At 70.7% G+C, this 21,502-nt stretch carries 19 protein-coding genes; 8 read left to right on the top strand and 11 right to left on the bottom strand.

The features are described from left to right. Positions 1-169: 169 nt before the first annotated feature. The 5 genes from ABT078_RS19410 to miaA all read right to left on the bottom strand — a co-directional run bounded on the left by ABT078_RS19410 (position 170) and on the right by miaA (position 6,673). Complete coding sequence (locus ABT078_RS19410; RefSeq protein ID WP_351229231.1) at positions 170-1,630, bottom strand: M1 family metallopeptidase; 1,461 nt, start codon at positions 1,628-1,630, stop codon at positions 170-172. 149 nt (positions 1,631-1,779) lie between these two features. Beyond that, positions 1,780-3,930, bottom strand: coding sequence for a RelA/SpoT family protein (locus ABT078_RS19405; protein WP_351229229.1), 2,151 nt, complete (start codon positions 3,928-3,930; stop codon positions 1,780-1,782). 240 nt (positions 3,931-4,170) lie between these two features. Beyond that, the gene (gene dapF, locus ABT078_RS19400) at positions 4,171-5,070 is read right to left on the bottom strand and encodes a diaminopimelate epimerase (protein ID WP_351229227.1); all 900 of its coding nucleotides are present in this window, start codon (positions 5,068-5,070) and stop codon (positions 4,171-4,173) included. Between the two features lie 80 nt (positions 5,071-5,150). Further along, positions 5,151-5,627, bottom strand: coding sequence for a hypothetical protein (locus ABT078_RS19395; protein ID WP_351229322.1), 477 nt, complete (start codon positions 5,625-5,627; stop codon positions 5,151-5,153). Between the two features lie 107 nt (positions 5,628-5,734). Next, positions 5,735-6,673, bottom strand: a complete 939-nt coding sequence (miaA, locus tag ABT078_RS19390; protein WP_351229225.1) for a tRNA (adenosine(37)-N6)-dimethylallyltransferase MiaA — start codon at positions 6,671-6,673, stop codon at positions 5,735-5,737. 323 nt (positions 6,674-6,996) lie between these two features. Here miaA and ABT078_RS19385 point away from each other — a divergent pair, with 323 nt between their 5' ends. Beyond that, positions 6,997-7,149 (top strand): gliding motility protein, encoded by a 153-nt coding sequence (locus ABT078_RS19385; RefSeq protein WP_351229223.1) that lies wholly within the window; start codon positions 6,997-6,999, stop codon positions 7,147-7,149. 23 nt (positions 7,150-7,172) lie between these two features. After that, complete coding sequence (locus tag ABT078_RS19380; RefSeq protein WP_351229221.1) at positions 7,173-7,451, top strand: antitoxin; 279 nt, start codon at positions 7,173-7,175, stop codon at positions 7,449-7,451. A 170-nt stretch (positions 7,452-7,621) separates the two neighbouring features. On the opposite strand, the gene ABT078_RS19375 is transcribed toward ABT078_RS19380, so the two are convergent. From ABT078_RS19375 to ABT078_RS19365, 3 genes are all read right to left on the bottom strand, one after another. Next, complete coding sequence (locus tag ABT078_RS19375; RefSeq protein ID WP_351229219.1) at positions 7,622-8,365, bottom strand: class III extradiol dioxygenase subunit B-like domain-containing protein; 744 nt, start codon at positions 8,363-8,365, stop codon at positions 7,622-7,624. 249 nt (positions 8,366-8,614) lie between these two features. Then, positions 8,615-10,135 (bottom strand): tRNA (N6-isopentenyl adenosine(37)-C2)-methylthiotransferase MiaB, encoded by a 1,521-nt coding sequence (gene miaB, locus ABT078_RS19370; protein WP_351229217.1) that lies wholly within the window; start codon positions 10,133-10,135, stop codon positions 8,615-8,617. A gap of 76 nt (positions 10,136-10,211) precedes the next feature. Continuing rightward, complete coding sequence (locus tag ABT078_RS19365; protein ID WP_351229215.1) at positions 10,212-12,701, bottom strand: ATP-dependent Clp protease ATP-binding subunit; 2,490 nt, start codon at positions 12,699-12,701, stop codon at positions 10,212-10,214. A gap of 310 nt (positions 12,702-13,011) precedes the next feature. Between ABT078_RS19365 and ABT078_RS19360 the strand changes: the two genes are divergently transcribed. Continuing rightward, positions 13,012-13,968 carry a hypothetical protein gene (locus ABT078_RS19360; RefSeq protein WP_351229213.1) on the top strand — a complete coding sequence of 319 codons (957 nt, stop codon included), beginning with the start codon at positions 13,012-13,014 and terminating at the stop codon, positions 13,966-13,968. Between the two features lie 124 nt (positions 13,969-14,092). On the opposite strand, the gene ABT078_RS19355 is transcribed toward ABT078_RS19360, so the two are convergent. Then, on the bottom strand, positions 14,093-14,254 hold the full coding sequence (locus ABT078_RS19355) for a hypothetical protein (RefSeq protein WP_351229211.1): 162 nt from the start codon (positions 14,252-14,254) through the stop codon (positions 14,093-14,095). A 200-nt stretch (positions 14,255-14,454) separates the two neighbouring features. Here ABT078_RS19355 and ABT078_RS19350 point away from each other — a divergent pair, with 200 nt between their 5' ends. Further along, positions 14,455-15,462, top strand: a complete 1,008-nt coding sequence (locus tag ABT078_RS19350; protein WP_351229209.1) for a TAXI family TRAP transporter solute-binding subunit — start codon at positions 14,455-14,457, stop codon at positions 15,460-15,462. A 135-nt stretch (positions 15,463-15,597) separates the two neighbouring features. Here ABT078_RS19350 and ABT078_RS19345 read toward each other — a convergent pair whose 3' ends face one another. After that, on the bottom strand, positions 15,598-17,028 hold the full coding sequence (locus ABT078_RS19345) for a sensor histidine kinase (RefSeq protein ID WP_351229207.1): 1,431 nt from the start codon (positions 17,026-17,028) through the stop codon (positions 15,598-15,600). 15 nt (positions 17,029-17,043) lie between these two features. Beyond that, the gene (locus ABT078_RS19340; protein ID WP_351229205.1) at positions 17,044-17,745 is read right to left on the bottom strand and encodes a response regulator transcription factor; all 702 of its coding nucleotides are present in this window, start codon (positions 17,743-17,745) and stop codon (positions 17,044-17,046) included. Positions 17,746-18,008: 263 nt separating this feature from the next. On the opposite strand from ABT078_RS19340, the gene ABT078_RS19335 reads away from it, so the two are divergent. The 4 genes from ABT078_RS19335 (at position 18,009) to ABT078_RS19320 (ending at position 21,407) form a co-directional block, all read left to right on the top strand. Next, complete coding sequence (locus ABT078_RS19335; RefSeq protein WP_351229203.1) at positions 18,009-18,794, top strand: amino acid ABC transporter ATP-binding protein; 786 nt, start codon at positions 18,009-18,011, stop codon at positions 18,792-18,794. 96 nt (positions 18,795-18,890) lie between these two features. After that, on the top strand, positions 18,891-19,742 hold the full coding sequence (locus ABT078_RS19330; RefSeq protein WP_351229201.1) for a glutamate ABC transporter substrate-binding protein: 852 nt from the start codon (positions 18,891-18,893) through the stop codon (positions 19,740-19,742). 88 nt (positions 19,743-19,830) lie between these two features. Continuing rightward, complete coding sequence (locus ABT078_RS19325; RefSeq protein ID WP_351229199.1) at positions 19,831-20,499, top strand: amino acid ABC transporter permease; 669 nt, start codon at positions 19,831-19,833, stop codon at positions 20,497-20,499. Next, on the top strand, positions 20,496-21,407 hold the full coding sequence (locus tag ABT078_RS19320; RefSeq protein ID WP_351229197.1) for an amino acid ABC transporter permease: 912 nt from the start codon (positions 20,496-20,498) through the stop codon (positions 21,405-21,407). Before ABT078_RS19325 ends, ABT078_RS19320 begins: the two co-directional genes overlap by 4 nt. Positions 21,408-21,502 lie beyond the last annotated feature (95 nt).

Raw genomic sequence — 21,502 nt, 5'->3', positions numbered from 1 at the left:
TACGTCGATGGAAACACGGTACGGGAAGTACAGTACGCCGGTCACAACGCGTGACGGGCCGGAAAGATTCCCAATGGACTCCGGCACCGGCCCTGTGAGGGTCATCGCCCGGCGGCACCGCCCGATGTGTCGATGGTCGCACGGTGCCCACACGGCCGTCACCCCGGTTTTACGGCTTCGCCTCCGGTGCCGCGCTGCGCCAGTCGGCGTGTCCGGGCATCTTCGGGGTCTTCCTCCCGTACAACCACGCCTTGAAGAAGCCGGACAGGTCACGGCCGGCCACCCTTGATGCGAGCTGCGTGAAGTCCGCCGTCGTCGCCGTCGCATCCCTGTGCTCGGCGACCCAGTGGCGCTCCAGCCGCTCGAACGCGCTCTTGCCGATCTCCTGCCGGAGCGCGTACAACACCAGCGCACTGCCGTCGTACACCACCGGCCGGAAGAGCCCGATCTGCCGGCCCGGCTCCGACGGTGCGGGTGCGGCGGGCGGCCCGCCCGCCGCACGCCAGGCGTCCGACTGCGTGTACGCGTGACGCATCCGCTCCTCCACGGGCCGCTTCGCGTGCTCCTCCGCGTACAGGGCCTCGTACCAGGTGGCATGTCCCTCGTTGAGCCAGAGGTCCGACCAGCGGCGCGGCGTGACGCTGTTCCCGAACCACTGGTGGGCCAGCTCGTGCACCATGATCGAGTCGACGTACCACTCGGGGAATTCGGGGCGTGTGAACAGCGACCGCTCGAAGAGCGAGAGCGTCTGTGTCTCCAGCTCGAAGCCGGTGTCGGCGGCGGCGACCAGCAGGCCGTAGTTCTCGAAGGGGTAGGGCCCGACCTTGCTCTCCATCCACTCGATGTGCCCGGGCGTCTTCTTGAGCCAGGGTTGGAGGCTGTCGCGGTCGGCCGTCGGTACGACGTCCCGCACGGGCAGTCCGTGCGGGCCCTGGCGGTGGAGGACGGACGACTTGCCGATGCTGACCTGGGCGAGCTCGGTCGCCATCGGGTGCCGGATCTGGTAGAGCCAGGTGTTGGTCGATCCGACCCGGGCTTTCGCCGTCAGCAGTCCGTTGGCCACGGCCGTCAGCTCGGCGGGAGCTGTGATACGGAACGTGAAGTAGGCCTTGTCGGCGGGGTGGTCGTTGCAGGGGAAGACGCGGTGGGCGGCATCGGCCTGGTTCGCCATCGCCAGCCCGTCCTCGGTACGGACCCAGCCGCCGTCCCCCTTGCCCTTCGGGTCGCTGGTGTGGGAGATGGTGATGCTCATCGGCGCACCCGCTGCAATCGCCCCGCCGGCCGGCGCGATGACGAGGTCCTCACCGGCGGTCGCGAACTCGGCACTGCGGCCGTTCACCTGTACCGTCCGCACCGCGCCGCGGGTGAAGTCGAGATTGATCCGCTCCAGGCGCTCGGTCGCCCGCGCGTCGATCTTCGTGACGGCGTCCAGGGGCTTGTTGTTCGAGCCGCCATAGGTGAACGCGATGTCGTACGTGAGGACGTCGTACCCCGGGTTGCCGAGGTGCGGGTAGAGCGGATCGCCGATGCCGAGCGGTACGGGTTCGGGCACGGGCAGGGCGGCGGCCACCAGGGTGACCGAGGCGGCGGCGAGCAGTGCGCCTCGAAGGCGTCGAGAGGTGAGCGGCATGCACCACCGTTACCAGCGTGATCGTTCTATATGACGACGACGCGCTCCGCGCCCCACCCGAACGGGCTCCACCGGCGGCGGGCCGGCCGCGACGGGCATGCGGCTGGCGTCCGCGCGGGCCGCCCGCAGCATGTGCCCGCACCTGCCGATCAGGTCGCGGCCGCCGGATGCTGGGCGCGGCTCACGTCGTACACTCCGGGCACGTCCCGCATCGCCCGCATCAGGGTCGGAAGCCCGGCCGCGTCCGGGAGCTGCAGTGTGTACGTGTGCCGTACGCGCTGCTCGCTCGGCGGCTCGACCGTGGCGGAGACGATCGCCGCGCCCGCCGTCGCGATGACCTCGGTGAGATCTGCGAGCAGTCGCGGCCGTCCGAACGATTCGGCGACGAGCGTGACCCGGCACTCGGCCGCGTCGCCCCAGTGCACACCGACGGGCACCCGCCCGAGCCCTCGCATCCGGGACACCGCAGGGCACTCCACGCGGTGCACGGTGACGGCGCCGCCGCGCACCGCGAAGCCGGTGATCGCATCGGGTGGTACGGGGGTGCAACAGCCGGCAAGGCGTGCGCTCGCGCCCGGCAGGTCGGTGACCGCGTTCGCGGCGGCGCGCCGGCCCGCGGTGACGGCCGCGGCCATGGGCGCGCGAGGGGCGGCGGCCGGCGGCTTCGCGCCCTCCGGGTGCTCGGCCAGCCAGCGGCTGATGGCGATCCGCGCGGCGGGCGTGCGGGCGTGGTCGAGCCATTCGGGCGACGGCCCCGATGCGGCGTCCTGGGTGAGCAGCAACTGGACGGTGTCGCCGTCGCCGAGCTGGGTGCTGAGGGTGACGAGCCTGCCGTTGACGCGGGCCCCGATGCAGGCGTGCGCCTCCTCGCCGTACTGCGCGTACGCGGCGTCCACGCAGGTCGCCCCGGCGGTGAGGCCCAGCGTGCCGCCGTCGGCGCGGAAGACGGTGATCTCGCGGTCCTGAGCGAGGTCCGCCTGCAGCGAGGTCCAGAAGGTGTCGGGGTCGGGGGCGGATTCCTGCCATGCCAGCAGTCGCGAGAGCCAGCCGGGCCGGGTCGGGTCGGCACGCTCGCCGTCGGCGTGCTCCACCTGTTCCGTGCGCCGGGCCTCGTCCGGCCCGTGGCCGCCCGTCGTCCCCGGGCCGACCGTCTCGGGGCCGTCCGCCGCCGCGTACGGATTTCCCAGGGCGATCACGCCTGCCTCGGCGACCTTGTGCATCTGGTGCGTCCGGATGAGGACTTCGGCCACGGCACCGTCGGGGCCGGCGACGGCGGTGTGCAGCGATTGGTAGAGGTTGAACTTCGGGGCGGCGATGAAGTCCTTGAACTCCGAGATCAGCGGGGTGAAGCAGGTGTGCAGCTCGCCGAGGACCGCGTAGCAGTCGGCGTCCTCGCCGACCAGGACGAGCAGTCTCCCGAAGTCCGACCCGCGCAGCTCGCCGCGCTTGAGCCTGACACGGTGCACGGAGACGAAGTGGCGGGGCCGGATGACGACTTCGGCCTGGATCCCGGCTTCCCGCAGCACCGTGCGCACGCTCTCGGCGATGGCGCCGAGGGCGTCGGCCGCATCGGCGTTCTCCGCGATGAGGGCGCGCGTGCGTTCGTACTCCTCGGGGTGGAGGATCGCGAAGACCAGATCCTCCAGTTCCGTCTTGAGGGCCTGTACGCCGAGCCGTTCGGCGAGCGGGATGAGCACGTCCCTGGTCACCTTGGCGATGCGGGCCTGTTTCTCGGGGCGCATCACGCCCAGCGTGCGCATGTTGTGCAGCCGGTCGGCCAGTTTGATCGACATGACGCGGACGTCGTTGCCGGTGGCGACGAGCATCTTGCGGAAGGTCTCGGGTTCGGCCGCGGCCCCGTAGTCGACCTTCTCGAGTTTGGTGACGCCGTCGACGAGGTAGCAGACCTCGTCGCCGAACTCGGCGCGCACCTGGTCGAGCGTCACCTCGGTGTCCTCGACGGTGTCGTGGAGCAGCGACGCCGTCAATGTCGTGGTCTCCGCGCCCAGTTCGGCGAGGATGAGCGTCACGGCGAGCGGGTGCGTGATGTACGGCTCGCCGCTCTTGCGGAACTGGCCGCGGTGCGAGGACTCGGCGAGGACGTACGCCCGGTGCAGGATGGCGAGATCGGCGTCGGGGTGGTGGGCGCGGTGCGCGTCGGCGACATGGCCGATCGCGTCGGGCAGCCGGTCCCGTGCCGCAGGGCCGAGCAGCGCGGCCCTGCCCAGCCGGCGGAGGTCGATCCTCGGGCGGCCGCGCCGGCGACTGGGCGCATCAGGATTGGTGGCCTCTGCACTCATGGGGCACCTCCGGCAGCGTCGACCGGCGGCGGGAGGGGCAGGCTTGCCCTCCGGGCCGGTGCTTGATGCTACCGAGCCCACCACGTGGCGGAGTCCGGCTCTCGCTCAGCGTGAACCGGATCACCCATTCGAGCGAAGCTCTATGCGACTGCCGTTTGGCTGTCCGACCCATCCGGACCGCGCCCGCGGGTCGATCGGGCCGTGTCGGTCAGGCCGGGGGCACGGCAGCCCGGGAGCGCGTCAGGCCGGGTTCATCAGGCCGGGGTCGATCCGTCCCTCGGCGACGATCACGGCCGGGCCGGTCATCTCGACCTCGCCGTCGGGGTGTTCGGTGATCACCAGGCGACCGCCGGGAAGATCCACCGTGTACGTCACCGGGGTCCCGGTGACGGCCGGGTCGGCGCCGTCCCTGCGCGCCGCCGCGACGGCGACGGCGCAGGCACCGGTGCCGCACGAGCGGGTCTCGCCGGAGCCGCGCTCGTGCACGCGCATGGCGACGTGGCGCGGGCCGCGGTCGACGACGAACTCGACGTTCACCCCTTCGGGATACACCTCGGGCGGGGAGAAGGGCGGTACGGAGAGCAGGTCGCCCGCGTGGTCCAGGTCCTCGACGAAGGCGACCGCGTGCGGATTGCCCATGTTCACGTTGCGGGCCGGCCAGCTGCGGCCGCCGACGCTGACCGTGACGCCTTCCTCGGGGAGGACGGCGCGACCCATGGAGACCGTGATGTCGCCCCCGGCGGAGCCGCTGTCGGACACCGCCTTGTCGATGTGCACCCGCTTCACGCCGCCGCGCGTGGCGACCGCGAGATCACCCGCGTCGGCCAGGCCGGCGTGCTGCAGATAGCGGGCGAAGACGCGCACGCCGTTGCCGCACATCTCCGCGATCGAGCCGTCCGCGTTCCAGTAGTCCATGAACCACTCGGCGTCGCCTGCCCGGGAGCGCGCCTCGGGGTGCGCGGCTGAGCGCACGACGCGCAGCAGGCCGTCCCCTCCGATGCCCGCGCGGCGGTCGCACAGCCTGGCGACGACGGACGCGGACAGTTCGATCACGTTGTCCGGGTCCGGGACGATCACGAAGTCGTTCTCGGTGCCGTGGCCCTTGAGGAAGGTGATCGGCGGGGTCTCGGAGATGGTCACTTCCCCATCGTACGGGGCGGGGCCGGTACCGGGCGCGGAACTCCGGCACTCGGCGCAGCCTGGTAGCGCGCGGTCCGGGTTCAGCGGAGCCGGGCGACCCGCCAGACGGCAAGCGCAACCAGCGCGCCGACGACGACGACGTAGAGCGCGATCACGCGCCAGTCGGGTCGCTCGCCCGAGCCCCGGGCGGGCAGCCCCGGCCAGGTGTGGCCGACGCGGCGGGCGGCCATCATGCCCCAGCCGGCGGCGCAGCTGCTGATCAGGAGTCCGAGCATGGCGACGACCGCGCCGCCGTCGCCCGAGCCGAAGGCGAGGGGGAACGCGAACATGAGCGAGCCGACGGCCGCGAGTCCCACGATGGGGGCGAGCTGCCAGATCCTCAGGCGGCGCTGCGGGCGGAGCTCGACCTCGACCTCCGCGCCGACCACGACCCCGGTCCCGGCGTCGTCCGCCGGCAGGTCCAGCCTGACGTCCAGAGCGTCGTCAGGACCGTCCGGGCTCAGACGCGCCGCGTCCCGCCGTGCTTCCTGATCTCTTTCGCGAGGGCCGGCCTCCATCGCCACGCGCCCTCCCAACTCGGACTCCACTGGTGGATCGATGCTTGATGATGGCATGACGCCGGGCGCCTGAATGACGAGCAGGGCGTCCCGATGCCATCACGTGATCAGGCTGTGACCGCTCGTTCGACCAACGCCAGGGCATGCTCAGCGAGTTCCTCCCGGTCAGCGGCGGCCCCGCTCAGCCAGTGGACGCGCGGGTCGCGGCGGAACCACGAGTCCTGGCGGCGCGCGAAGCGTTTGGTGGCGCGTACGGTCTCGGCGCGCGCCTCGTCCTCGGTGCACTCCCCCGTGAGCGCCGCGAGCACCTGCTGGTAGCCGAGGGCGCGTGATGCGGTGCGCCCCTCACGCAGTCCCTGTGCCTCCAGGACGCGCACCTCGTCGACGAGCCCCGCCTCCCACATGCGGTCCACGCGCAGGGCGATGCGCTCGTCGAGCTCGGGGCGCTCGACGTCGACGCCGATCTGAACCGTGTCGTACACGGCGTCATGGCCGGGGAGGTTCGCGGTGAAGGGCCTGCCGGTGATCTCGATGACCTCCAGGGCGCGGACGATGCGGCGCCCGTTGCTCGGGAGGATCGCACGGGCCGCGTCGGGGTCGGCGGCGGCAAGGCGGGCGTGCAGGACGCCGGAGCCGCGCTCCTCGAGCTCGGCCTCCAGGCGTGCCCGGACCTCGGGGTCGGTACCGGGGAACTCGAGGGCGTCGATCGCCCCGCGTACGTACAGTCCGGAGCCGCCGACGAGGACGGGCGTGCGGCCTTCGGCGAGCAGCCGGTCGATCTCCGCGCGGGCCAGCCTCTGGTATTCGGCGACGCTCGCCGTCTCCGTGACGTCCCAGATGTCGAGGAGGTGGTGCGGGATGCCGCCGCGCTCCTGCGGGGTCAGTTTGGCGGTGCCGATGTCCATCCCGCGGTACAGCTGCATCGAGTCGGCGTTGACCACCTCGCCACCGAGCTGCTGGGCCAGATGAACGCCCAGATCGGACTTTCCGGCCGCTGTGGGACCGACGACGGCGATGACCCGCGGTGCGGGAGCTGCACTTCTCACTTCCCCAGTCTCGCAAACCTCACGGACCGTCCCCGAACGAGCTAGGTGACGGCACACGATCGGGGTCGTTGCCTGTTGCGAGGCTCCGGCCGTCGCCTTCCGAACCAGCGGCCCCGGGCGGGGCAATGGGACGCCCCGGGCAGGGCGGAATTTCACCCACACGAGTACGCTATGGAGTAGTTATGGGCGTTTTTGCAAGGTTTCGTCGGAAGGGCAAGGGAACTGCCGAGGCGTCAACCGAGGAGGGCGCGGCCGGCACTCCGACGGCCGCATCCGATTCCGAGGGCGGGGCCCCGGCCGGCACCGGGTCCGATACCGGGGCGGTGCCCGCTGAGGCGACCGAGACGGCTGCGGTCACTTCGGATTCCGCGTCCGAGGAGGCGGGGGAACCCGCCGCGGAGAGCGTGGAGATCCCGAAGCAGCAGTCCGCCGAGGAGGCCGCGGACAACGAGGCCGGAGAGGGCGCCCGCACATAGATCCGCACGAGCGAAGGTGACCCATGGGCTTCCTGGACACGCTGAAAACCAAGCTCGCCCCCGCCAAGGAGAAGGTCTCCGACTTCGCGCACCATCACGGGGAGAAGCACGGGGACAAGATCGAGAAGCTTGAGCACGGTCTGGACAAGGCCGCGCGGAAGGTCGACCAGCGGACCAAAGGCAAGTACAGCGACAAGATCGAGTCGGGCACCGGCAAGGCCAAGGAGGCCCTCGATCGTCTCGCCCACAGGGACGAGGGCACCGAGCGCAAGGACGAGGGGACGATGCCGCCGGCCTCCTGAGACGGTGACACGCCGACGCAACGATGCGCGGGCGGAGGCGGACGGCCGCGGAGCGTTTCACTCCGCGGCCGTCCGCCGTCCACCGCCGATGGCCACCGCCCACGGTCAGAACGTCGACCGGACCTGTCTGCCGTCGACCGGACCGTGCGCCGCGCTGGGCGCGGTCGCTGTCAGGACCAGGCGGCGACGAAGTAGCCGACGCCGTACGGAGCGTCCTCGTAGAGCAGCTGCCCGGCCGGGTCCGCGCCCTCGGCGGCGCCCGCGAGCACCTGCCAGGGGGCACGTCCTGCCACCTTCAGTTCGTAGGCGAGCGAGGCGTCCAGCGCCGTGAGCGCCGTGGTGTCCGCCGCGCCCAGGGCACGGGCCACTCCGGCATCGAAGGCGGCGGCCCGCTCGTCCAGGTAGCCGGGCGCCTTCAGCGTCCGGCAGGCGCTGCCGTCACCCATGACCAGCAGCGCGACGCGCGGCGCCAGGGCGGCGAGCTCACGGCCGGCCTCCGCGCAGCGCTCCGCCGCCAGCCTCTGGTCGACGCCGAGGCCCTCGACCGGGGCGTCGGCCCACCGCACCCGCTCGAGCAGCCAGGCTGCGACGGCCAGCGACGCGGGCAGCGCGCGCTCGGGCGCCGCGGAGCCGGGACCCTCAGAGCCGGGCTCCGCGGCACCCGGTGCCCCGAGGCGTACTCCGACATCGACGCCGAAGCCCTTGAAGGAGCCGCGCGCACCCTGCGGATACACCCACGGCTCGTCGACCTCGGCGGGGCCGACCACGACCAGCCGGTCCGGGCGCGACGCGGCGAGGACGCTCAGCGCATCCGCGCACGCGGTCCTGGCTGCGTCGAGTTCGGGCGCGGCGCCGGCGGCCACGTCGGGCACGAGGAGCGGAGGGCAGGGGCAGACGGCGGCGGCGACGAGCATGATCGCAGCCTAGTGGCTGGGGACCTGTCCCGTGGATCGGGCCGGACAAGGGATCGGGGTCCGGTGCGAGCAGCCGCGAGGCACACGCGGACATCGACGCGGTGGGATACCACCCGTGCCGCAGGGCGACGGGAGGAGTCGGTGACCGACGCCGACGCGGCTGGGGGTACCTCCCCGGACGTACTCCAGGGGAACGCGTGCCACGGAACCCGCGAGCCCCGCAGGACGGGCCCCAGGGCGTGGCCGCCGTCAGCCGACCGCCGAGCAGCCGCCCGTCGCGGCCGAGAGCGGCGCCGGGACGCCGATCGCCGGGATGCCCAGCATGACGCCCGCCGGCCGGTCCGGGGCCGCGTTGCGCTTCTCCCACGCGTCGCCGGCGCGGGTGCGCCGTACCCCCGTCGTCGGGCCCTCGGCCAGCAGGTGGTGGGGCGCCGCGTACGTGATCCCGACGGTGACGACGTCGCCCGGACGCACCTCGGCCTCGGGCTTCGTGAAGTGCACCAGACGGTTGTCCGGGGCACGGCCCGAAAGACGGTGGGTGGCGCCGTCCTTGCGACCCTCGCCCTCCGCCACCATGACCTCCAGGGTCCGGCCGACCTGCTTCTTGTTCTCCTCCCAGGAGATCTCCTCCTGGAGAGCGACCAGCCGCTCGTAGCGCGCCTGTACGACCTCCTTGGGAATCTGGTCCTCCATCTCGGCGGCCGGGGTCCCGGGTCGCTTGGAGTACTGGAAGGTGAAGGCCTGCGCGAAGCGTGCCTCGCGCACGACGTGAAGGGTCTGCTCGAAGTCCTCCTCGGTCTCGCCGGGGAAGCCCACGATGACGTCGGTCGAGATCGCGGCGTGCGGAATCGCAGCGCGGACCTTCTCGATGATGCCGAGGTACCGGTCCTGCCGGTACGAGCGGCGCATCGCCTTGAGCACCGTGTCCGAGCCGGACTGGAGGGGCATGTGCAGCTGTGGCATCACGTTCGGCGTCTCCGCCATCGCCGCGATCACGTCGTCCGTGAAGTCGCGCGGGTGGGGTGAGGTGAAGCGGACACGCTCCAGGCCCTCGACCTTCCCGCAGGCCCGCAGCAGCTTGCTGAAGGCCTCGCGGTCACCGATGTCGGAGCCGTAGGCGTTGACGTTCTGGCCGAGCAGGGTGATCTCGGAGACGCCCTCGGCGACGAGCGCCTCGACCTCGGCCAGGATGTCGCCGGGCCGGCGGTCCTTCTCCTTGCCGCGCAGGGCGGGGACGATGCAGAACGTGCAGGTGTTGTTGCAGCCGACGGAAATGGAGACCCAGGCGGCGTAGGCGGACTCGCGGCGCGTCGGCAGGGTCGAGGGGAACGCCTCCAGCGACTCGGCGATCTCGACCTGCGCCTCTTCGAGAACGCGGGCACGCTCCAGCAGCACCGGCAGCTTGCCGATGTTGTGCGTACCGAAGACGACGTCGACCCAGGGCGCCTTCTTGACGATGGTGTCGCGGTCCTTCTGGGCCAGGCAGCCGCCGACCGCGATCTGCATCCCGGGGCGGGCGGCCTTCATGGGGGCGAGCCGCCCGAGGTTGCCGTACAGCCTGTTGTCGGCGTTCTCCCGCACCGCGCAGGTGTTGAAGACGATGACGTCCGCCTCGCCCTCGCCGGTGCCTTCGGGCGCACGCACATATCCTGCGTCCTCCAGCAGGCCCGACAGCCGCTCGGAGTCGTGGACGTTCATCTGGCACCCGTAGGTGCGCACCTCGTATGTTCCCTTGACGTCCACTGCTTCGCTCCGGTCGCTGCTGGTCATTCCTCCAGGGTAAAGGGGCGCCGGGGCAGCTCTTCCCCCGAGCCGGTCGGCGGGATCGGGGCGGCCGGGGTCCGGATCAGGCCTCCGCGGTCGCGGGTTCCTCGCCCGAGCTTTCCGGGCCCGCGATGGAGCAGGTGAGCTGGCCGTCCCGGATGTCGCAGACGACCGTGTCGCCGGGGTTGAGGGTCCCGTCGAGGAGCATGTTCGACAGCCGGTTGTCCAGCTCGGACTGGATCGTGCGGCGCAGCGGCCGGGCGCCGAACTCGGGCTGGTAGCCGCGGTTGGCCAGCCACTCCTTGGCCGTCTCGGTGACCTCGAGACCGATCTTCTGCGCGTGCAGCCGTCGACGGCTGCGTTCCAGCAGGAGGTCGACAATCCTGATCAGGTCGGCCCGGGCCAGGGCGTGGAAGACGACGATCTCGTCGATCCTGTTGAGGAACTCGGGCCGGAAGTGCGCCCGCAGCTCGGCCATGAGGTCGTCCCTGATCTCGTCCACCGAGCCCTCATGGTCCAGGATGTGCTTCGACGCGATGTTGCTGGTCATGATCACCACGGTGTTGCGGAAGTCGACCGTGCGGCCCTGCGCGTCCGTCAGCCGCCCGTCGTCCAGGACCTGCAGCAGCAGGTTGAATACGTCCGGGTGCGCCTTCTCGACCTCGTCGAAGAGCAGGACGCTGTAGGGCTTGCGGCGTACCGCCTCGGTGAGCTGCCCGGCCTCCTCGTAGCCGACGTACCCGGGAGGGGACCCGACGAGCCGGGAGACCGTGTGCTTCTCCTGGAACTCACTCATGTCGAAGCGGACCATCCGGTCCTCCTCGCCGAACATCAGCTCCGCGAGCGCCTTGGCGAGCTCGGTCTTGCCGACACCGGTGGGGCCGAGGAAGAGGAAGCTGCCGGTGGGACGACCGGGGTCGCCCATGCCCGCACGCCCGCGGCGTACCGCCTGGGCGACGGCGGTGACCGCCTCGTCCTGGCCGATCACGCGCTTGTGCAGGGCCTCCTCGAGCTTCAGCAGACGTTCGCGCTCGGTCTCGGTGAGCTGCGAGACGGGAATGCCGGTGCGCCGGGAGAGGACCTCGGCGATGTCCTCGGCGGTGACGGCGCCGACCTGCTCCCGCTCCTCGCCGAGATCGGCGAGCCGGCGCTCCGCCTCCTGGATGCTCCGCTTGAGCTCGGCCGCTCGCTCGAAGTCCTCGTTGCTGACCGCCTCGTCCTTCTCCCGGTTGAGCTTGGTGAGGCGTTCCCGGAGGTCGCCCGCCTCGGTGCTGCCGCCGCCTGTCCCGCGCAGCGCCACCCGCGCCCCGGCCTGGTCGACGAGGTCGATGGCCTTGTCGGGCAGGAAGCGGTCGGTGATGTACCGGTCGGAGAGCGCGGCCGCCGCATCGATGGCCTCGTCGGTGATGCGCACCTGGTGGTGGGCCTCGTAGGAGTCGCGCAGTCCGTGCAGGATCTCGATGGTCTCGTCCACCGTGGGCTCAGGCACCATCACGGGCTGGAAGCGGCGCTCCAGGGCGGCGTCCTTCTCGATGTTCTTGCGGTACTCGTCGATCGTGGTCGCCCCGACGAGACTGAGGTCTCCGCGGGCGAGGGCGGGCTTGAGGATGTTGCCGGCGTCCATGGCCCCCTCGCCACCGCTCCCGGCGCCGACGACCGTGTGCACCTCGTCGATGAAAAGGATGACGTTCTTCTCCGCCGCAGTGACCTCGTCGATCACCTTCTTCAGCCGTTCCTCGAAGTCGCCGCGGTACCGGGACCCGGCTACGAGTCCTGCCATGTCGAGGCCCACGACCCGCCGGCCCTGCAGCGCCTTGGGCACGTCACCGGAGACGATCCGCTGCGCCAGGCCCTCGACGATGGCGGTCTTGCCGACGCCGGGATCGCCGATCAGCACGGGATTGTTCTTCGACTTGCGGGAGAGGACCTCCACGGTCTGCTCGATCTCCTCGGCGCGGCCGACGACCGGGTCGAGCCGGCCGCTGCGGGCCTCCTCGGTGAGATCGCGGCCGAACTCGTCGAGCGTGGGGGTGTCGCTGTGACCGCCCCCGGCCGCCCGCTGCCCTCCCGTGCCGTCCCGCAGCGCGCCGACCGAGGCTCCTTCGGAACGCAGCGCCCGTGCGGCCTCGGAGCGCGGGTCCTCCAGCAGTGCGGCGAGGATGTGCTCCGGCCCGATGTACGAGGCGCCCGCCGCCTGGGAGCGAGCGTGGGCAGCGAGCAGGGCCCGCTTCGCGGCAGGCGTGAGTGCGGGATCCCCGGACCCGGTGCCGGAGGGCAGTTGCTCCTGCAGGTCCTCCCCCAGCTTGTCCGGATCGGCACCGACCTGTTCCAGCACATGGCGAGCGGACGGTATCTGCGTGGCGGCCCACAGCAGATGGACGGTGTCCAGGTCGCAGCCGTCCTCCGCCGCGCGGCCCCCTGCGGCTGCCAGCAGTTCGTGCGAGGAGTCGCTGAGCAGGCGGCCGATGGGCACCCGTTGCACGGCGGGCGGGGAGGCCCCGGGGCTCATACCGAAGAAGCGGTTGAAGAGGTCGGAGAACGGGTCGCCTGACCCGAAGGGCGAAGTCGTCACAGTAACCACCCGATCCGGCGCGGCCCACCGCGGGCTTCACTCGACCGCGTGCACCGTCTGCCGTCGTCGAACTGCCCGTACAGGCCCAGTCTTCGCTGCGACGGTCCATCGTGCGACCGGAGGCGACCGGCGCAGGGACCGTCCCGGAAGGCCTGAGTCACCACGCGGACAGCGGCGCCGACCCGTCGGTGAACGATCAACCACCACTCGTCCCGTGCCGGGCGAGAGGCTGGTGAACTCCCGTGGGAAAGGGCCCCAGGGCCGCCGTCGCACCTCCAGCATGTGGGCGATCCCCGCACTGGAGGTGCTCATGTCACGGTGGAGTTCCGCTCTCACCGCACTGCCCGCAGCCGCCCTCGCCGTCGCCGCCCTTCTGGTCGCCCCCGGCCCCGCCCATGCCGCCCCCGCCGATCCCGAACTCGCCCACCGCTGGGCCCCGATCCACTACCAGGACTCCTCGTCCGCGTACTACACGGCCGACTACCTCGCCCCGGTCGACTACGACGGCGACTGGAACACCCTCGACAACTGGGAGGAGCTCGACGCGAACGCCGGCCGGCTGACCGGCACCGTGTACTACTCCGTCGCCGAGACCGGCACGCACTGGTATCTGACCTACGCCTTCTTCCACCCGAGGGACTGGAAGGACCATCCCCTCAACTGGTTCTCGCACGAGAACGACATGGAGGGGCAGCTGGAGGTGATCCGCAAGGACGGCAGCACCTACGGGAGCCTGGAGGCCGTGGTCACCCTGGCCCACGACAACTTCTACTCCTACACCCCGCCGGGAAGCCCCTTCACCGCCGGCCAGGAGAACATCGACGGCACCGTCGTCATGCAGGACTTCGAGGGAGCGGGCCACCCGACCAGCTTCCAGGAGGCCCGAAGCCACGGCGCGTACGCCTGGGACGGCGCGGAGTTCCCGGGCGGCGACGGGATCGTCTACCGGCCAAGCCGCGGCGCGGGATCGGTGCCGAGCGACGGGAACGACCGCAACGCGACGTACCAGCTCGTCGACATCACGGCCGGCGGGGGCCTCTGGGAGCGGCGCAACAACGCGGAGACGTACGCCTCGTGGGGCGCCTTCCGGGGCGACAACGGCAGGGACAACGCGGCGCACGCCCCCTGGGCCTGGGACGACTCGAACGACGGCAGCGCGCTCCAGCCCGGCGCGATCGTCACCGACCCGGCGCTCCTCGTCTCGCGGTACTTCACCAACACCGGCAGCCTGGACCGCACTTACCTGCGCAACCCCTACCGCTCCTGACCACCTCCCGGCACCGGAGCGGCGCCGCACCCGCACGGACAGCGTGCGGCGCCGCACGGTGTTCGCGGGTCCTACGAGGCGACCGCTCGCTCGCCACCCGGTGGTGGGCGCCCAGCGCCAGCGCTCAGCCCTCCGGCAGCACGATCTCCTGCGTACTCGGCGTGCCCTTGATCAGCCGGAAGCTGCCGTGGGCCGGGGGCCTCGGCGACCGCTTCCGTGGCCGAGGCCCCCGGCTCGTCCGCATGCGTCCCCCGTCGCCGAAGACCACCAGGCGGGCGGTGGCCATCGCGGCCACGGTCGGTCGCCATGTCGGTCTTCTCACATCCGGGCCTCTCCGTGTCCTGCCGTGTCTGCCCTCGCGTGTGGAGTTCTACGGGCGTTCACGTACACGACGAGAACGACGCGGAGTGCGACGTTGAGCGTGGGACCGCACGGTCCGCAGGTGGGCCTGGCCTTCACGGGGAGCGAGCTGGCAGGATCGCGGCCATGCCCCCTGCACTCCCCCGCCTCACCCGACGCCGACGCCGCGCCCTCCAGGGGTCCGCGGTGCTGGCCGTGGTGTGCGGGCTGCTGCTGTGGTGGCTGCTGCCCGTCGGGGAGAGCACTCCGAGCGGGAAGCTCACCTTCAGTACGGGGGTGAAGAGCGGCGTGTACCAGCGATACGGCGAGCTCCTGAAGGACGCGCTCGCGCGCGATCTGCCCCGGGTCTCGATAGATCTGCGGACCAGCGAGGGCTCTCAGCAGAATCTCGCCCGGGTGGCGAGCGGCGAGGCCGACTTCACCATCGCCACCGCCGACGCCGTGGCGAAGTACCGGCGTGACGGCAGGCTCGGCGCGGACCGGCTGCGAGGCTGTGCCCGGCTGTACGACGACTACGTGCAGCTCGTGGTCCCGCAGAGCTCGCTGGCGCGGACGCCGGCCGACCTGCGCGGCAAGCGGGTGGGCGTCGGTCAGGCCGGATCGGGTGTCCGGCTCATCGCCGAGCGGGTGCTGAAAGCGGCGAAACTGAACCCCGCGAAGGACGTCACTCCGGTCGCCGCCGGCATCGACACCATGCCGGAGTTGCTGGAGCAGGGCGAGCTGGACGCCTTCTTCTGGTCGGGCGGGCTCCCGACCAGTGCCGTACAGACGCTGTCCGAGCGCTTTCCCGTCCGGCTGGTCCCGCTGGGCGAGGACCTGATCGACCGGCTCCACAAGGCGGGTGCGACGACGCGCTACTACCGCTCGGCAGTGGTGCCCGCCGACGCCTACCCGAGCATCACGGGTGCCACCGCTCCGGTGGAGACCGTTGCCGTCACGAATCTGCTGGTCACCACGACCGGAGCGGATTCCGAGCTGATCGAGCGCGTGACCCGCACCGTGATCAACAGCCGGGACCGGATCGGGCACGAGGTGCACCCGGCGCAGTTGGTGGATCTGCGGACGGCGATCTACACCGACCCACTGCCGCTCCACGAGGGCGCGCGGCGGTACTACCGCTCGGCCAAGCCGTAAACCTCGGCCTCGCGGCGGCCCGGCTGGACCCGCCCGGCCGCAGGCCGCCCCGTCAGGCCGCGGGACCGGCCTGTGACCGACTGACCGCCCGCCCCACCCCGTAGGAACGGGTCACGCCGCGGGGCCCGGTCCCGGTCACACCGCGGGTGCCTCCGCGGGATCCGCCGGAACACGCCCCGTCGGCGACGTACGCGGGAGCGTGAGCGTCACGCGCAGGCCGTGCGGCTCGGCGTGCGCGAACGAGATCGAGCCGCCGGCCGCCGAGAGCAGCGCGCGGGTGATCGAGAGGCCGAGGCCGGAGCCCTTCACGTTCTGATGACGGGTGCTGCGCCAGAACCGGTCGCCGACCCGGTCGAGCTCCTCGTCGGTCAGCCCCGGGCCACGGTCGGTGATCACGATCGTGGAGCTCTCGCCGTCCGCCGAGACCGCAACGGTGACCTCCTTCCCCCGGGGCGTGAACTTCAGCGCGTTGTCGATCACGGCGTCGAGCGCGCTGGAGAGCGCTATGGGATCCGCCCACGCGGTCACCGCCGGGTTCTCGCCGGTGAGCAGGACGCCCTTCTCGTCGGCGAGCGGTCGCCACGCCGCGACCCGCTCGGCGGCCAGTTCACCGACGTCGGTCAGCCGGAGGTCCGCGGACGCGTGCTCGGCCAGCGCCAGGTCCAGCAGATCGTCGAGGACCTGGGCGAGGCGCTTGCCCTCGGTGCGCACGGAGGCGATCTCCTCGTTCGCCTCGGGGAGTTCCAGCGCGAGGAGCTCGATCCTCAGCAGCAGGGCCGCGAGCGGGTTGCGCAACTGGTGGGAGGCGTCGGCGACGAAGGCGCGCTGCTGTTCCAGCACCTCTTCGACGTTGTCGGCCATCTCGTTGAACGAACGGGCCAGTCTGCGCAGTTCGGGCGGCCCGCCGGCGGCGGCGACGCGCGAGTTCAGCCGGCCGGTCGCGATGTCGTGCGTGGCGGCGTCCAGGACGCGCACGGGCCGCAGCACCCAGCCGGTGAGCCGCACCGCGGCGCCGAGGGCGAGGAACATCGCCGCGGACTCTCCGGCGGCGATGAGCAGCCAGCCGGAGAGGATCCGTGAACGCAGCTGGCCGGTGGGCGAGTCCGTGACGACGACCGCGACTACGTCACCGTCCCGTACCACAGGTGAGGCGACGACGAGCCTGGCGCCCTCCTGCCAGGGCCACACCTGGGGCGGGTCGTGGCTGCGGCGCCCCAGCAGCGACTCCTGGAAGGCCCGGCGGCCCTCGCCCTCCTGCGGGAGATCCCAGTACTCGGGCGCGCGGGCCATGGCCGCGTCGCTGCGGTAGAAGACGCCCGTCCGCATCCCGTACACGTCGTGGTAGCGGCTCAGCTCCTCCTCGAGCATTTCGCGGCGTTCGTTCTGGCCGGAGATCCCGTCGGTGACGAACTGGGCCTGCGCCGCGAAGCGAGCGGTGTCGTCCAGCCGGTCGACGACGACGCCCTGTTGCTCGGCGGCGGCAAGACTCACGGCGAGCGGGAAGCCGAGCGCGAGCAGCACGCCCGCCATGAGGACGATGAGGAGCGGAAGGAGACGGGTACTCAACGGAAGCGGCCGCCCTTACGCGGCGGGCGCGACCAGGCGGTAGCCGACGCCGCGCACGGTCTCTATCAGGGCGGGCATACGGAGCTTGGAGCGCAGCGAGGCGACATGCACCTCGAGCGTCCGGCCGGTGCCCTCCCAGCTCGTGCGCCACACCTCACTGATGATCTGCTCCCGGCGGAAGACCACACCGGGGCGCTGGGCGAGCAGCGCGAGCAGGTCGAACTCCTTGCGGGTCAGCTGGACGGCCTCACCGTCGACGCTGACGCGGCGGGTGGCGAGCTCGACGGTGACGGAACCGAGCCTGAGGGCGCTCTCGGCGGCCGGAGCCGCGTCCTCACCGGGCGCGGTGCGCCGGCTGACGGCGTGGATGCGGGCGAGCAGCTCGCCCGTGTCGTACGGCTTGACCACGTAGTCGTCGGCGCCGAGGTTCAGGCCGTGGATCCGCGACCGCACGTCCGCGCGCGCGGTGACCATGATCACCGGGGTCGAGGTGAGCTTCCGTATCTTTCCGCAGACCTGGTAGCCGTCCTGGTCGGGCAGCCCGAGGTCGAGCAGGACGACACCGAACGGCGGCTTGCCCTCTGAGGCCGTCGGCAGCACGGCCTGCAGCGCCTCCTCGCCGTTGCGGGCGTGCGTCACGGAGAAGCCGTGCCTGGCGAGCACCGCGGACAGAGCGGCGGCGACATGGTCGTCGTCCTCGACGAGCAGCAGTCTCATGGCCCCCCTCCGGCGTGGCTCTGGCGGTCGTAGCTCTTGCGTGTGTACAGGGCATGAACGCCGATGGCCGCCCGGTCAGTCAAGAGGCATCCCGTTACACCCGGGTTTCCGTTACCCACCCGGTACGGCAACCACCGCCCCGTTCACCCAGAGTGTCCGGTTGCAGCCGTATCGTTATGCTCAATTTCCGCTCAGATGTACTGACGCTGATCGCAATGCGTGCTTAGGGTCCTCCCAACCGAGGAGGACGGAGCAAGAAGCCGATGAGCGGAGTATCAGTGACCAAGGGCGCGGAGGATGCCGTACCGGCGGCGGCCGACCTGGTCGTACTGAACAACGTCAACAAGCACTTCGGCGCGCTGCATGTGCTCCAGGACATCGACCTGACCATCGCGCGCGGCGAGGTCGTCGTCGTGATCGGGCCTTCCGGGTCCGGCAAGTCCACGCTGTGCCGCACCATCAACCGGCTGGAGACGATCGACTCCGGCGTCATCACGATCGACGGCAAGCCGCTGCCCCAGGAGGGCAGGGAGCTCGCCCGGCTGCGTGCCGATGTGGGCATGGTCTTCCAGTCGTTCAACCTCTTCGCGCACAAGACCGTGCTGGAGAATGTCATGCTGGGCCAGCTCAAGGTCCGGAGGACGGACAAGAAGGCCGCCGAGGAGAAGGCGCGCGCGCTGCTCGACCGGGTGGGTGTCGGCTCCCAGGCCGACAAGTACCCGGCGCAGCTCTCCGGCGGTCAGCAGCAACGCGTCGCGATCGCCCGGGCGTTGGCAATGGGTCCGAAGGTGATGCTCTTCGACGAGCCCACCTCCGCCCTCGACCCCGAGATGATCAACGAGGTGCTCGAGGTCATGCAGCAACTGGCTCGTGACGGCATGACCATGGTGGTCGTCACGCACGAGATGGGCTTCGCGCGGTCGGCCGCCAACCGGGTCGTGTTCATGGCGGACGGCAAGATCGTCGAAGAGGCCACGCCCGACCAGTTCTTCAGCAACCCGCGCAGCGACCGGGCGAAGGACTTCCTGTCGAAGATCCTGCACCACTGAACCGGGCCATTTGAACCCGGCCGGTCCTGGGCATCGTTGGCCCTGGACAGGGTTCCGCTGATCGCCCACATCACGCCTAACCAAGGGAAGTTCACCATGAAGCTCCGCAAGGCCTCCGCCGCAGCAGCCGCCGCCGTCGCGCTCGCCCTGACCGTCACCGCCTGTGGCTCCGGCAAGAAGGACGACGCCGCCGGCAGCGGTTCCGCTGGTGGCGGCGACAAGATCACGATCGGCATCAAGATCGACCAGCCGGGCATCGGCCTCAAGACCCCGGACGGCAAGTACACCGGCTTCGACGTCGACGTCGCCAAGTACGTCGCCAAGGAGCTCGGCTACGAAGAGGGCGACATCGTCTTCAAGGAGACGAAGAGCGCAGACCGTGAGACGGCGATCGAGCGCGGCGACGTCAAGTTCATCGCCGCCTCCTACTCGATCAACGACAAGCGTCTGGCGAAGGTCGACTTCGCGGGTCCGTACCTGCTGGCCCACCAGGACCTCCTGGTCCGCGCCGACGACAACTCCATCACCAAGGCCGAGGACCTGAACAAGAAGAAGCTCTGCTCGGTCGCCGGCTCGACCTCGGCGCAGAACGTCCATGACACGCTCGCCCCGAAGGCGCAGCTGCTGGAGTTCGGCGGCTACTCCGAGTGCCTGACCGGCCTGGAGAACAAGACCGTCGACGCGCTGACCACGGACGACTCCATCCTCGCCGGCTACGCCGCGCAGGAGGCGCACAAGGGCAAGTTCAAGCTCGCCGGCCTCAAGCTGAGCAACGAGAACTACGGCATCGGCCTGAAGAAGGGCGACGCCGAGCTCAAGGACAAGATCAACAAGGCGCTGGAGAAGATGGTTTCCGACGGCTCCTGGCAGAAGGCCGTGGACGCCAACTTCGGCCCGGCCGGCTACAAGAGCGAGCCCGCGCCGAAGATCGGCAACATCGTCAAGTGACCTGCGGGGCTGACGAGGCGCGCCGCCGCTGACGGCGGCGGCGCGCGCCGAGCCCTTCCCACACGCATACGCGGAAGCGCGGGAGATCGTGTTCGACTTTCTTGATGTGAACGAGCTACTGGGGGCCTTCTGGGTGACGGTGAAGCTCACCGTCTACTCGGCCCTCGGCTCCCTGATATGGGGAACACTGCTGGCCGGCATGCGGGTCAGCCCGATCCCGCTGATGCGGGGCTTCGGTACCGCCTACGTGAACGTGGTGCGCAACATCCCGCTCACCGTCGTCATCGTCTTCACGTCGCTGGGCCTCTTCTCGACGCTGGGTGTCACGCTCGGCGGGGGAGACGACTTCACGGTGATCAACTTCAGGCTCGCCGTGCTCGGTCTGATCGCCTACACGGCTGCCTTCGTGTGCGAGGCACTGCGGTCCGGCATCAACACCGTGCCCGTGGGACAGGCGGAGGCGGCGCGTGCCCTGGGCCTCAGCTTCGTCCAGGTATTGCGGCTCGTCATCCTTCCGCAGGCCTTCCGTTCGGTCGTCAATCCGCTGGCGAACGTGCTGATCGCACTGACCAAGAACACGACCGTGGCGTCGGCCATCGGCGTCGCCGAGGCCGCGTTGCTGATGAAGGAGTGGATCGAGACCTACGCCGCACTCCTGCCGATCGTCGCCGTATTCGCGTTCGGGTTCATCTGCCTCACGCTGCCGACCGGACTCGTTCTCGGCTGGGTGAGCAAGAAGGTGGCGGTGAAGCGATGAGTTCCGTTCTCTACGACGCCCAGGGGCCACGCGCCAAGCGGCGCAACATCCTCTACACGGTGCTGTTCACGGTCGGTCTCGCGGCCGTCCTGTGGTGGGTGTACGACAGCCTCAACTCCAAGGGCCAGCTCGACTGGGTCAAGTGGGAGCCGTTCTTCACGAGCTCCCAGCCGTACACGACGTACATCTGGCCCGGCCTGCAGAACACCCTCCTCGCCGCGAGCCTCTCGCTCGTCATCGCGCTGCCGCTCGGTGCGGTTTTCGGCATCGCCCGGCTCTCCGACCACCGGTGGGTCCGCGGTGTCGCCGGCACGGTCGTGGAGTTCTTCCGCGCCATCCCCGTGCTGATCCTCATGCTGTTCGCCAACCAGGCGTACGTCGACTTCACCGACATCGACAGCGAAGTCCGTCCGCTGTACGCGGTGGTCACCGGCCTGGTGCTCTACAACGCCTCGGTGCTTGCGGAGATCGTCCGGGCCGGCATCCTGTCCCTGCCCCAGGGGCAGACGGACGCCGCCAAGGCGATCGGTATGCGCAAGGGCCAGACGATGCGGTACGTGCTGCTGCCGCAGTCGGTGACCGCGATGCTCCCGGCGATCGTCAGCCAGATGGTGGTCATCGTGAAGGACACCGCCCTCGGCGGCGCGATGCTCACCTTCAGCGAACTGCTGTCCTCGGTCCGCCCGATGAGCGCCAACTACGGTGCGAACACCATTGCCAGCTTCACCGTCGTCGCCGTGATCTTCGTGGCTCTGAACTTCGTGCTCACCTCGGCCGCGAGCTGGCTGGAGCGCAAGCTGCGGCGTGGCAAAAAGAGCACGGGCGCCGTGGTGCACGCCGGCCCCGGCGGTGGGCTGGAGACCATCGGCCCCCCGACGATCCACATCGACGACGGCCGGGCGGTCTGAGCAGTCGTCAAGGATTGACTGTGCGAGGGGCGGTGGCCGCAGGGCCGCCGCCCCTCGCCGCGCTCCGGTGGCGCTTGACGGGGGCACCGGCAGTG

It is taken from the genome of Streptomyces sp. NPDC002133, assembly GCF_040296405.1.
Lineage (GTDB): Bacteria > Actinomycetota > Actinomycetes > Streptomycetales > Streptomycetaceae > Streptomyces.
This window is presented reverse-complemented; position numbering and strand designations above follow the sequence as displayed.